This window comes from uncultured Flavonifractor sp. (assembly GCF_944385615.1).
Classification (GTDB): domain Bacteria; phylum Bacillota; class Clostridia; order Oscillospirales; family Oscillospiraceae; genus Flavonifractor.
In genome coordinates this window covers 26,469-39,332 of the sequence record NZ_CALWXV010000003.1, presented here as the reverse complement: position 1 = coordinate 39,332, position 12,864 = coordinate 26,469, and the positions used below count along the sequence as shown (strand labels likewise).

Sequence of the window (12,864 nt, the reverse complement as noted above, 5' to 3'; positions counted from 1 at the left end):
CCCCGGAGCGGGCGGAAAAAGACGGCGCTTTTCCCTCTTGTAATTTGAGCCAGAGTTACTATACTAGTACGGTGCTCTGATTTCAATTTGGAAAGGATGCCGTCCCATGGAACAACAAGCCTCCCTCCACCGCCGCGCTCCAGGTATTTTATCTCTCACCTGGCCCATTTTTATTGAGCTTCTCCTCCAGATGCTGGTAGGCAACGCCGATCAGGTCATGGTTGGACAATTCGACCCCAACGGCGTAGGTGCCATCGGCAACGCCAACCAGATCACCAATCTGGTGCTGCTGGTCTTTTCGGTCATTTCCACCGCCTCCACCATCCTCATCTCCCGTTATCTGGGGGCGGAGGACCACCGGCGGGTCAACGAGACCTACACCCTCTCCCTGCTGGTCAACGCCATCTTTGGCCTGGCGGTGGGGGCCCTGCTCATCTGCCTGTGCGGCCCCATCTTTTCTCTGATGCAGGTGCCTGCCGAGATTTTTGACAAAAGCTGTCTCTATCTACGCATCATCGGCGGCGGCATGGTGTTCCAGGCTGTCTACCTCACCTTTACCGCCTTCTTCCGCAGCAATCAGATGATGAAGGAGAGCATGATCGTGGCGGTGGTCATGAACCTGCTGAACATCGGCGGCAACGCGGTGCTCATCGGCGGAGCCTTCGGCCTGCCCGCCCTGGGGGTGGCTGGCGCCGCCCTGTCCAGCGATATCTCCCGGGTCATAGGCGTGATTCTGATTGCAGTGCTCTTCCGGCGGAAATTCGGGCCCGTTCTCTCCTTAAAGCTGCTGCGCCCCTTCCCCGCCGACCAGCTGCGGCGGCTGCTGCGCATCGGCATCCCTGCCGGCGGCGAGTCCATCTCCTACAATCTATCCCAGGTGGCGATCCAGTCCATCTGCAATCTGTTCGCCATCTTCGTCATCAACACCCGGGTATATGCCAATATGTTCGCCATGCTCACCTACATGTTTGGCTCGGCCATCTCCCAGGCCGCTCAGGTCATGGTGGCCCATCTGATGGGAGCCGACCGGGTGACCGACGTGGAACGGCTGGTAAAGCGCACCCTGCTCTCCGCTTTGACCATCTCCGGCCTGGTGGCGGTTGTGCTGCTGGTATTCTGCCAGCCTCTGCTCAGCCTCTTCACCAAAGACCCCCAGGTACTGGCCCTGTTCCGAATCATCATGATCATTGAGATCCCCCTGGAGCTGGGCCGGGCGGTGAATATGGTCATGTGCCGGGTCCTCCAGGCCTGCGGTGACATCCGCTTCCCTATCACCATCTGTATCCTCAGCGCCTGGCTCACCGCTGTGGTGGGGGGCTTCGTGCTGGCGGTGCCCCTGGGACTGGGGCTGGCCGGACTGTGGATCGCCATGGCCTGTGACGAGTGCCTGCGGGCGGTGCTCTTCCTTTTTCGGTGGCACAGCCGGGCCTGGTGCCGTAAGAATGTACTGTCCATGTAACACGGAAAGGATGTGGGTTTCATGAAGACCGGGATCGTACTGGAGGGGGGCGCCATCCGTACCATTTTCTCCTCCGGTGTCTGTGACGCTTTGCTCACCGGCGACATCATGACGGATTATGTGATCGGCGTCTCCGCCGGAATCGCCTACGGGGTCAGCTATGTGTCCAAGCAGATCCGCCGCAATCTGGACATCATGGTAAAGTACGTCAATGATAAACGGTATATGGGCATGGGCAACCTGCTCCGCCGGGACAACCGGGCCTATTTCGGTCTGAAATTCGTATATGATACCATTCCCAACGAGCTTATCCCCTTTGATTACGACACCTTCAACGCCTTCCCCGGCGAGGTGGAGGCGGCGGTCACCAATCTGGACACCGGCAAGGAGGAGTATCTGCCGGTGGACCGGGACGACAAGAAATTTGTGATTTTACAAGCCACCTGTGCTCTCCCCTTCCTCTTCCCCATTTTCCACATCGACGGCAAGCCCTGTATGGACGGAGGGGCCGCCGATGCCATTCCCTTTGACCGGGCCTTTGCCAAGGGGTGCGACCGGGTCATTGTGGTGCTTACCCGGGAGCGTAATTTCCGGCGTCAACCGGAAAAGCTCCAGCCCTTGATTGATCGGGTCTATAGAAACTATCCCAACTTCTGCGCCACCATGCGCCGCCGGGCGGAGACCTACAACGCCGCCCGGGAAAAACTCTTTCAGCTGGAGAAGGAGGGCAAAGTTCTGCTCTTTGCCCCCCACAACACCCAAGGCTTTCACCGCACCGAGCGGGATGTGGCCAAGATCCAGGCCCTGTGGCAGGACGGCTACGACGAGGGCATGGCCCGGCTGGACGAGGTGCGGGCTTTTCTGGCGGGACAATAACAGCTTAAACTGGATGGGGTGATGCCGGGCATCACCCCATTTCTCATATGCCGCCGTTTGTTCAAGAAAAGATTGCCATGCGTCCGTTTCTTGAGTATAATGGAAAAAATGATAGAAATAGAAAGTTGAGAGCAGAAATATGGAACATAGAGAGAAAAAACAACCACTTCGGCTCAATCTTCCCATTCCACGCTGGGTGTGGATTGTCCTTGCAATCGCAGTCATCGCGGGCATTTTCGGCACAGTATCCGCCGGAAAACGGAGCAAACAGCCGCCGGAGGTCATCACAGTCTCTACCTTGCAGGAGATCGTCAATGTCAGTGAATTGTCCACCTATACCGCCGTCTATAACGGCATTGCCCAGGTCATGAACGAGGCAGAACCTGAACAGACCGACTATTACGTATCCTACGAGGCCAAAGTCTACGCCGGTATCGACTTTGAGGCCATACAGATCTCGGTGGACGATGAGGCAAAGATGATCTATGTGAAGCTTCCGGAGGTAACCATTACAAAAGTAGACGTGGACATCGCATCCATGGACTTTATCTTCTACAACAACAGCGCCAATACATCTACGGTGTCCCAGGCCGCCTACAAAGCCTGTGAGGCGGACGCCCAGCGAGAAAGCGCCAAGCAGGAGGACATTTATGAATTGGCCCGTCAGAACGCCCGTAACGTCCTGACGGCGCTGATCGATCCGTTGGTGGAACAGGTGGACGCTGAATACGGCCTGTCTGTCTCGTAATGGGGGTTTCTCTATGAAAAAAACAATCCTTTTCTTTCTGGCCGGGGTACTGATGCTTTGTACGGCCTCGTGCGGCAATTCCAACACGGCTTCTGTCCATCTGGAGCCCAAGACCTCCCAGATGAAGGCCATCTGTGAATTGGCGGTTATGGACTGCTACTATCATAACGTGGCAAAATTTGAAGAGGAAAACGCGGAAGGCATCCTGTGGTGGCAGAAGGACAAACACTTTTGGATTGAATACAGCGGCGTGGTGACGCTCGGTATCGACGCTTCACTGGTGAGCGTGGACGTGAAGGATACGGAGGTCACCATCACCATTCCCCAGGCCACCGTTCTGACCTGCACCGTGGACTCCGCTTCTCTATCGGAGGACTCCTTCATCGTGGAACAGGGCTCCGCCAAGGTAGACGCCGACGATGAGATCGTGGCCTTTGCCGCAGCCCAGGCGCAGCTGAAGGAGAACGCCTCCAGCGATACCGCCCTGCTGGCCAGCGCCCAGCAGCGTGCGCAGACCCTGCTAGAGGACTACATCACAAACATCGGCAATGCCGTGGGAAAGGAATACTCCATCAAATGGGTCTACCTGAACACAGAGGAAACGGAGGTCGAGGCAAGCCCGGCCCCTTCGGCGACGGGAACAGTGGAGCCGACACCAACCCCAAACTAATCAAATTTTCAGAGAAACCAGGGGCGCCGCATATTGCGGCGCCCCTGGTTTCTGTTTATTCTGCTGTCTGATCCGGCATATGGCCCATGGGCCGGTAGACAGTGACATACATGGTGAGGATACAGGCCAGTCCGCCCAGCACATTGGAGATGGGCTCGGCCAAAAAGACCCCGCCCGCTCCAAGGCCCACCGCCGGCAGGATCAGGGTCAGCGGAGCCACAATAAAAGCCTTGCGGAGCAGGGAGAAAAAGATAGCGCTTTTGGACCGGCCCAGACCCACAAAAACAGACTGGCCAATAAACTGGAAAGCCATACAGAAGAAGGTGGCAAAGTAGATATGAAAGGCCGGGATACCGGCGGCAATCAGGTCAGGCTCATTATTGAAGATACGGATGAGGGGCTCGGGCAGAAGCATCACCACCACCCAGATGGCCACGGAATAGCTCACTGTCAGCACGGTGGTAAACCGGATTCCCTGCCGCACTCTCCGGTACAGACCGGCGCCGTAGTTGTACCCCAGCACCGGCTGACAGCCGTTGGTGATACCCTGGACCGGCATGGTAATAACCTCCCGGACCGAGTTCACCACCGTCATGACCCCCACGTACAAATCGCCGCTGTAGGCCTCCAGAGTGGCGTTACACAGCACCTGAGCCAGACTGTTGGTCATAGACATGGCAAAGCCGGAGGCGCCCAGGCTAAGGATGCGCTTTACCCGGTCGATCCGGAGCTTGAGCGCAGACAGCCGCAGCTTGAGGATGGCCCTTTTCCCGGTGAGAAACTTCAGCACCCACAGGGCCGAACAGGCTTGGGAGAGCACGGGGGCCAGAGCGGCCCCCCGCACCCCCATATTCAGGCCGAAGATAAAGATGGGGTCCAGAACGATATTGACCACCGCCCCTACCGCCACCGTCACCATACCCATGCGGCTGAAGCCCTGAGCATTGATAAAGGGGTTCATGCCCAGGCCGATCATGACAAAGAGCGTACCCAGGATGTAGATGGTAAGATAATCATTTGCATAGGGGAAGGTGACGTCGCTGGCCCCGAACAGATAGAGGATGGGCCGCCGGAAGGCAAGGCACAGCACGGTGAGGGCTGTACCAAACAGGAGCAGCAGGGTAAAGGAGTTGCCCATAATATGCTCGGCCTCCTCCTGTTCTCCCCTGCCCCGGCAGATAGAGCACAGAGGTGCGCCCCCCATGCCACACAGGTTGGCAAAGCCCATCAGGATGGAGATGATGGGCAGGCACAGACCCAGCCCCGTCATGGCCAGATGGCCGGGCAGACGGCCCAGGTACATCCGGTCCACCACATTATACAGGATGTTGATGAGCTGGGCCACCGTCATAGGTACTGCCATATAGATGATATTTCGGGCCATGCCGCCTTTGGAAAAATCGTTTTGGTTCCGGGCTTCCGTGGCCGGTCACCTCTTCTCTTGCAATTTCATGGGATTTGGAGTATATCTATAGAGAACCTGGCGTCCATCGTTCTGGCAGGACGCGCGTGCATATTTGATAATTATACTACATCGTAAAAATAGGAGCAAGGAAAGGGTATGATTTCTTTGACACTGTTGGAGCAGGCACAGGGGCTGGCGCCTCAGCTGAGGGCTATGAAAGACGACCTTCACCGCCACCCGGAGCTGAGCTTTCAGGAGGTACGCACCACTGCCCTTTTGAAGGAAAAGTTGACCGCGCTGGGGCTGGAGCTGATTGACCTGTGCATGGACACCGGTGTGGTGGCTCTGCTACGGGGAAACCGTCCCGGGCGAACGGTGGCCCTCCGGGCCGACATTGACGCCATTGCCCAGCAGGAGGCCGCCCACGACGGGGCGGTATCCCAGTGCGACGGGCTCATGCACGGCTGCGGCCACGACTTCCATACCGTGGGGCTCTATGGCGCGGCCACTCTGCTGGCCCAGCGCAAAAAGCAGCTGACAGGCAACGTGGTCTTCCTCTTCCAGCCTGCCGAGGAGGTAACCCAGGGGGCCCAGGCCATGCTGGACCACGGTCTGTGGGACAAGCTGCCCGCCAAGCCAGACTGTCTTTTCGGTCTGCACAACCGGCCCGAGCTGCCCGCCGGGCAGATTGCCGTGATGGAAGGTCCGGTGATGTCGGGCAAAAGCCACTTTGTCATCACGCTCCACGGCATTTCTGGCCACGGCGGGTCCCCTCATAAGTGTACCGATGTGATCGTGGCCGGAGCTGCGGTGGTCAACGCCCTCCAAACAGTGGTCAGCCGCAACACCGATCCGCTGGAAAGTCTGGTGTGCTCGGTGCTGTCCGTTCACGCCGGTACCCCGGACAACTTTGTCCCCGATGTGCTCACCATGACCGGCAGCATCCGGGCCCACTCCGCCGCCGCCCACCGCCACGCGGAACAGCGGCTGAAGGAGCTGACCCTGGGGGTGTCCGCCGCCTATGGCTGCACTGCCGAGGTGGAGTTCCACCCCGGCGTCCCCGCCACCGTCAACTCTTCCGAGATGACCGCTCTGGCCCGAAAAGCCGCGCTCTCCCTGGTTGACCCGGCCAACGTGGTCTCCCCCGCCCCCGACATGGGCTCGGAGGACTTCGCCGTCTTCGGTCAGGAGGTCCCCGCCTTCTTCTACTGGCTGGGCTCCGGCTACCCCGGCCAGGCCAATCCCTGCTGGCATAATGAGCACTTCCGCACCAATGATGACGCCCTGCCTCTGGCCGCTGCCCTGCTGGCCCAGTCCGCCCTGGTAGGTCTGGAGGCCTGACTCCCATCCATAGAAAAACGTCCCCCGGATCGAATCCGGGGGACGTTCTGTTTTCAGCGCAGGATAGGGGGCCGAATGTCCAGCTGGCGGGTCAGGTAGAGTTTGGCGCAGGTCTGGATACGGCTCAGCAACTGCGCCACACTGGTGAGGCTGTTTCGGGTGAGCAGCAAGCTCTTGGCGGTGGCGTAATACAGCTGCATGGCGTGGTGCCGGGCCACCGGGTCGCTGATGATCTTGAACTCGGCCACATCGGAGCCGTGAATGGCCAGGGTCAGGGAAATCAGGGCGGCGTAGCCCACCGCGTCGGCCAGCAGACCGTCCAGGAAGCGTTCCCGAAAGCCCTGCTGCCGGCGGTATTCCGCCTTGGCATAGCCGTCCCACAGGGTCCCAAAGGTCTGGCGATAGGACTGGAAAAGCTGCTCTATGGTGTCCAGCAGGTAGTGGCGGAACCGCTCCTCCTCATTCGCACCGGAGAGGGGGTGGAAAAAGGAGGCTGCATAGACGCTGAGCGTGTTGCCCACAAAATAGCCCAGATCGTAGGCGCAGGGACCAGCAAAGGTGTACTCCATGTCGATGACCTTCATCCGGTCTCCGTCGATAAAGATATTGCCTGGGTGGAGGTCGGAGTGAATGAGGGCCTCCCCGTGGCTCATATACCGGTGGCGCAGCAGGTAGGTCTCCGTCTGCACCGCCGGCTCCTCCAGCCCGGCCCGCAGGTGCATCGTCTCAGGGGCGGGCGCAAAGGGCGAGCGGTGGAGCATGCTCCACTCCTCCATGACCCGGCGCATACCGCTGTTGGTAAAGGTTTGGGCCAGCTCCCGGAACTTCTCCCGGGACAGGTAAAATTCCGAGGTGAAAAAGGCAATGGATGCCATGAATGCACCGCAATTCCGCCCCAGCTCAGGAAAGATCTCCCCCCGGGCCAGTCCGCTGCGGCAGGGGTGGAGGTAGGACACGTCCTCCATGGCGAACACATTGTTTTCCCGATCCACCCAGTAGACCTCAGGAACATACTGGGGCACAATGGCCCGGCGCAGCCGCAGGCTGGCCGCCTCCAGCTGATTGCGGGAGGGCGGGAGACAGTAGCTGGACTCCCGGGCGGAGCGGATGTTCTCCTGTCCCTGCTTGACGATGATGGACCGCCTGGGGTTGCTGACCTGGAAGATGTCGTTGATCAGTCCCGCCGAATCTTCCCCCTGCTCACCGATGACACGGATCTTCAGGGGGCCTTCCTCCACAAAGGACGGATCATGGGCGCGCAGATAGTCCGGCAGATTTTCTCTGGTCAGGATTAGCATGGCGGCAGTCCTCTCCTTCCCCACAAGGACAGCATTGGCAGGATACCAAAAGTATACCCCGCCCCGCCCCAAATGGAAAGCGACATCCTTGCCCCCACCCTGTCATTTTTTGCTCCCGCCGGTCAGAGGGCGTGGAAGCAGGGGGTGCGGCGGCGGTAGGTGCACACCCACCGGAAGCCGCAGGCCTCCAGCAGGGCCAGGGCCTGTGGGAAGCCCGCCCCAATATAGCGGGCCTGGTGGGCGTCGGAGCCCAGCGTGATGATCTGGCCCCCCAGATCCCGGTAGAGCTTGAGCAGCCACTGCCAGCCCTCCACCGTGGTACCCTGGGTGGTGTTGAGCTCAATGCCCCGGCCTGAGTCAATGACCTGCCGCAGCAGAGCAGCCAGCCGGTCCTCCCAGGGCTTCAGGGTCAGCTGGTACTCCGCCGGCAGATAGCGCAGGGGGTAGATGATATGGCCCAGCACGTCGTAGCTGTCTGTGACGGCCAGCTCCTCCATCTGGCGGATATAGTCCTCCAGGATGGCCGCCGCTCCCTGGCGGCTGGTGCAGGCCTTGGCCGCCGTGTAGATGCCGATGCCCCCATAGGACAGGCTGGTGGAGTGGAGGGAACCGATGACAAAATCCAGCTGAGGCAGGCCTAGGCACCGGTCCACCGCCTGGGTGTCCACTGTACTGTTGCCCACCTCGATGCCCACCCGCAGCTCCACCTGACCGGCCAGCCGATTGCGCAGCCGCCGCCACTGCATGAGCACCAGTTCAAAGTCATAGCTGGTGGGCAGGCGGTTGCCCTGCTGGTCCAGCAGATTCCAGTGCTCGGTCATGCACAGCTCCGCCACGCCGGCCGCCTGGGCTGCCCGGGCATTCTCCATCAGCGTGGATTTGCTGTCTCCCGAGATATAGGTATGGGTATGATAGTCCGAAACATAACGCAGCATAACGTTCCCTTTCTTTTCAGTAGATTCTCTCGCTTAATTATAACCTGCCGCCGGAAAAAAGCAAGGCGGCGGGAGTTTCTCCCGCCGCCAAACCGTCACCGGACCGCACCCATGGCGCTCAACTGGCGGACAACCGCTCCGCACAGCTCATTATAGTACTTCAGATAATCTTTCTTTGCCTGCCGTTCCCGGCACTTCTGCCGCTGAAACTCCGCCCAGCGGGCACAGTTCTTGTGACAGCCTTCGCAATAGTTGGAACAGGTCTGTTGACATGGAATCATTGTGGAAACCACCTTTCTTGCCCAACCGGTCCATTCCGGCAGGGCCGACGCATCATCGTGCGCCTGATGCTTCCATTGTACCTGTCTCCCACCGCTCATTCCATCAGGTTTTGGGAAAACCTGCGTAAATTTTTGATCTGCTACAGCCAGACTTCCCCCTGGCTGGTCTTTTTATAGTCGTGGGTCACCGAAGCCTCCAGAATCTCCCCATAGGCCCAATGGGTCCGGGATACGTCAGTAAAAGGCAGCGCCGCCTCCCGCTCCCCTGCTTCCCGGCCCATGGCCTTGTTGAGGATCTTCACCGCCTCAGCCCGGGTCACGCTGCGCTCGGGCTGGAACGTTCCGTCACTGCCGCCGGTAATCCATCCCTGGGCGGCCGCAAAGGAAATCTCCCGGGCCGCCCAGTATCCGTTGGATACGTCTGGAAAGGGGTGGCTGCCGCCGGTGACCACAAAAAAGGAGGTCACCATCTTCACCAGTTCCGCCCGGCTCACCGCCTGGGTGGGCCGGAAGGTGCCATCGCCATAGCCCCGGACGATGCCGTATTTCTGGGCAAAGTGAACGTAGGAGCTATACCAGTCGCCGGGGCTTACATCGGAAAAGCCGCCGGTACCCTCCTCCCAAGTGTAAAGGTTTTTTCCTTCCCCATCAACCGTCAATCTGGCCAACAGTGTGACCGCCTCTCCCCGGGTCAGGCTGCTCTCGGGATGAAATTGTCCGGCACTGCCCTGGACATAGGCCATGTGCTCCTCCGTATTCAAAAACACCTCTTGCTCAGAATGATAAAATTCTCGGTAAAGAGCCTGTAATTGGGTGTTTTCCGCCAAAAACTGATAGCGGAAGTGGACTTCACCGTCCACCTGAGGAATAGTTTCATTGAGAGCCAGCTGCCGGCGGATGGCCTCCACCCCATGCCAAGGGCTGCTGGGGTCAGTATTTCCTGCCTGGTAGTCGGCCATTCCTATGTAAAGGGAAACTCCTGTACCCTTTACCGTGTCCGCCCACCACTTGACGATGGTTTCATAGTCCATGCTGCTGTGGCCAATGTACCAGTAGACCTGGGGGCAGATGTAGTCGATCCAGCCCTCTTTGACCCATTTCCGGCTGTCGGCGTAGGAGGCGTAATAGCTCTCAAAGCCGCCGGTGGTATTGGAGCCCTGAGACTGGCTGCTCCTGTCGGCCCACACGCCGGAGGGGCTGATGCCGTAGGACAGCTCCGGGTCAATGGCGTGGAGCCGCTCCCCCAGCGCCTTCACCAGCTGGTTCACATTGTCCCGCCGCCAGTCCCCCACATCGGAAAAATTGGAGCCATATTGGGCGTAGGTGTCGCCATCGTCAAAGTTGGCGCCGGGATAAAAGTAGTCGTCCAGATGGATGCCGTCAATGTCGTAGTTCCGGGCCAGCTCCTCGGCGCTCTGGATGATGTACTCCCGCACGTCGGGCAGGCCGGGGTCAAAGTAGTATTTGCCGTCGTACTCCACAACCCAGTCCGGGTGGACCTTGGCCGGGTGGTCGGCAGTCAGGCTGTCGTACTCCGACTGTCCTCCCTTGGTCACCCGGAAGGGGTTGATCCAGGCGTGGAGTTCCAGCCCCAGGGCGTGGGCCTGCTCCACCCAGTATTCCAGCGGGTCAAAGCCATCTGCCGGGGCCTGGCCCTGCCGTCCGGTCAGGTCGGCACTCCAGGGGTAGTAGTTGGAGGGATAGAGGGCGTCGGCGGAAGGCCGCACCTGAAGGATGACGGCAGTCATCCCCAGGTCGGCGCAGGTCTGCAAGATTTTGTCCGCATCCGCTTTCAGCACCGCCGGGTCGGTGGTGGCCTTGCTGGGGTAGTCCAGCCGGTACACCGTGCTCACCCACACCGCCCGGAACTGGTCCGGGTTCTTGGCCTCTCCCTGCCCGGCGCTGGTCTGGGTACGGATGGTCATCCCCACCAGCACCAAGGCGCAGATAAGCACAGCGGCCACCGCAAGTTTCCAAAGTTTTGTCATGTAGTTCTCCTTTACAGGGGTTCTAGTTCTCCTGGGCGGCGATCCGCTCCGCCAGGTCGTTGAGGTAGACCCACCGGTCCATCTTCTCCTCCAGAGCAGCCTCCAGCTCGGCCTGCTTGGCCTGGAGCTCCTGGAGGGCCACATAGTCGGTGGCCTTGGCTGCCTGCTCCGCCTGGACCTGGGCGATCTGTTCCTCCAGGGCGGCGATATCGCCGTCGATGGTCTCAAACTCCCGCTGTTCCTTGTAGCTGAATTTCAGCTTTTTAGGAGCGGCTGGGCGCGCTTTCTCCTTTTCCGGGGCGGGGGCCTTGGGGGCCTTGGCCTTCTCCTCCGCCTTCTGTGCCACCAGATATTCGGTGTAGCCGCCAGGGTAACCCTTCACGGCGTCATCTCCCTCCACAGCAAACACCCGCCGCACCACCCGGTCCAGGAAGTACCGGTCGTGGGACACCGCCACTACCGCCCCGGGGAAGGAGTCCAGATAATCCTCCAGAATGGACAGGGTCTGGATATCCAGGTCGTTGGTGGGCTCGTCCAGCAGCAGCACGTTGGGGGCTGCTGCCAGCACGGCCAGCAGATAAAGCCGCCGCTTCTCTCCGCCGGACAGCTTACAGATGGGGGACCACTGGACCTCTGCCGGGAAGAGGAACTGCTCCAACAGCTGAGAGGCGGTGAGCATCCCATCCGCTGTCTCGATGTTATTGCCAATCTCCTTCACATAGTCGATGACCCGCACATCCCCGTCCATATCGGGCACCTCCTGCCGGAAGTAGCCGAAGCGGACAGTCTCCCCCACCTCCACAACGCCGGAGTCGAGGGCCAGAGCCCCCGCCATCAGATTGAGCAGGGTGGATTTCCCGCTGCCGTTGGAGCCCACGATGCCGACGCGGTCATCCCGCAGCAGCATACAGCTAAAGTCCCGGACTACCGTCCGGTCCCCGAAGGTCTTGGTGACCTCCCGCAGCTCCACCGTCTTTTTCCCTAGACGGCTGGCCCGTGCGGTGAGTTCCAAGGTGCTTTTTTCCGCCGGGCCGGTCTGGGCCTTCAAGGCCTCATACCGTTCCAGCCGCTCCCGGCTCTTGGTACCCCGTGCGGTGGGGCCCTGCATCACCCACTGGTACTCCCGGCGGAGAATGGCCTGACGCTTGCGCTCGCTGGCTTTTTCGCTCTCCAACCGGGCCGCCTTCCGCTCCAGATACTTGTCATAGTTGCCCTCATAGGTGTAAAGGTTTCCCCCTTCTACCTCTACCATGGTAGTGACAATGCGCTCCAGAAAGTACCGGTCGTGGGTGACCATCACCAAGGCACCCTTCCAGCGCCTCAGCACGTCCTCCAGCCAGTTGACCATCCTGTCGTCCAGGTGGTTGGTGGGCTCGTCCAGCAGCAGTACGTCACAGGGCCGGGCCAGCACCGCCGCCAGCGCCACCCGGCGGCGCTCCCCGCCGGACAGCTCCCCCACCCGCTGGTCAAACCGGGACACCCCCAGCTGGTTCAGGATGGTCTTGGCCTCGTACTCTGCCAGAGTACGGTCCTCCCCCTCCAACCCCAGCAGCACCTGCTCCAGCACCGTGTGCTCCTTGGGGAATACCGGATTCTGGGGCAGGTAGGACAGCCGCACATTGGGGTCGGGCCGGACGATACCCCCGTCGGGCTCCTCCGCCCCGGCCAGCAGCCGGAGCAGAGTAGACTTGCCGCAGCCGTTGACCCCGATGATCCCCACCTTGTCCCCCGGCTCCACATAAAAGGATACCCCGTCCAGCAGGACGCGGGTCCCATAGGTTTTGGTCAGTTGTTCCGCCGATAACAGCATAAGATTCCCTCGCTTTACTTCTATCTTGTATAGTATAGCTGAAACTGTCGAAA

At 60.0% G+C, this 12,864-nt stretch carries 11 protein-coding genes; 5 read left to right on the top strand and 6 right to left on the bottom strand.

Translation table 11 applies throughout. The features are described from left to right. Positions 1-106 precede the first annotated feature (106 nt). The 4 genes from Q0J75_RS01910 (at position 107) to Q0J75_RS01895 (ending at position 3,753) form a co-directional block, all read left to right on the top strand. Entirely contained in the window at positions 107-1,459 is a 1,353-nt protein-coding gene (locus Q0J75_RS01910) for an MATE family efflux transporter (protein ID WP_297196224.1), read from the top strand. Positions 1,460-1,480: 21 nt separating this feature from the next. Further along, positions 1,481-2,335, top strand: coding sequence for a patatin-like phospholipase family protein (locus Q0J75_RS01905; RefSeq protein ID WP_297196222.1), 855 nt, complete (start codon positions 1,481-1,483; stop codon positions 2,333-2,335). Positions 2,336-2,474: 139 nt separating this feature from the next. Continuing rightward, entirely contained in the window at positions 2,475-3,083 is a 609-nt protein-coding gene (locus Q0J75_RS01900; RefSeq protein WP_297196220.1) for a DUF4230 domain-containing protein, read from the top strand. A gap of 13 nt (positions 3,084-3,096) precedes the next feature. Continuing rightward, on the top strand, positions 3,097-3,753 hold the full coding sequence (locus tag Q0J75_RS01895) for a DUF4230 domain-containing protein (protein ID WP_297196217.1): 657 nt from the start codon (positions 3,097-3,099) through the stop codon (positions 3,751-3,753). 55 nt (positions 3,754-3,808) lie between these two features. On the opposite strand, the gene Q0J75_RS01890 is transcribed toward Q0J75_RS01895, so the two are convergent. Continuing rightward, positions 3,809-5,137, bottom strand: coding sequence for an MATE family efflux transporter (locus tag Q0J75_RS01890; RefSeq protein ID WP_297196215.1), 1,329 nt, complete (start codon positions 5,135-5,137; stop codon positions 3,809-3,811). 177 nt (positions 5,138-5,314) lie between these two features. On the opposite strand from Q0J75_RS01890, the gene Q0J75_RS01885 reads away from it, so the two are divergent. Beyond that, entirely contained in the window at positions 5,315-6,499 is a 1,185-nt protein-coding gene (locus tag Q0J75_RS01885; protein WP_297196214.1) for a M20 family metallopeptidase, read from the top strand. A 53-nt stretch (positions 6,500-6,552) separates the two neighbouring features. On the opposite strand, the gene Q0J75_RS01880 is transcribed toward Q0J75_RS01885, so the two are convergent. The 5 genes from Q0J75_RS01880 to Q0J75_RS01860 form a co-directional block, all read right to left on the bottom strand. Next, positions 6,553-7,797: a phosphotransferase gene (locus Q0J75_RS01880; RefSeq protein WP_297196211.1), complete on the bottom strand. Its 1,245-nt coding sequence runs from the start codon at positions 7,795-7,797 to the stop codon at positions 6,553-6,555. A 122-nt stretch (positions 7,798-7,919) separates the two neighbouring features. Continuing rightward, the gene (locus tag Q0J75_RS01875; RefSeq protein ID WP_297196209.1) at positions 7,920-8,732 is read right to left on the bottom strand and encodes a histidinol-phosphatase HisJ family protein; all 813 of its coding nucleotides are present in this window, start codon (positions 8,730-8,732) and stop codon (positions 7,920-7,922) included. A 95-nt stretch (positions 8,733-8,827) separates the two neighbouring features. Further along, positions 8,828-9,013, bottom strand: coding sequence for a hypothetical protein (locus tag Q0J75_RS01870; protein ID WP_297196207.1), 186 nt, complete (start codon positions 9,011-9,013; stop codon positions 8,828-8,830). Positions 9,014-9,153: 140 nt separating this feature from the next. After that, entirely contained in the window at positions 9,154-11,001 is a 1,848-nt protein-coding gene (locus Q0J75_RS01865) for a family 10 glycosylhydrolase (RefSeq protein WP_297196205.1), read from the bottom strand. Between the two features lie 22 nt (positions 11,002-11,023). Continuing rightward, a complete protein-coding gene (locus Q0J75_RS01860) occupies positions 11,024-12,811 on the bottom strand; it encodes an ABC-F family ATP-binding cassette domain-containing protein (RefSeq protein WP_297196203.1) in 1,788 nt (595 codons plus the stop codon). Between the last annotated feature and the right edge of the window lie 53 nt (positions 12,812-12,864).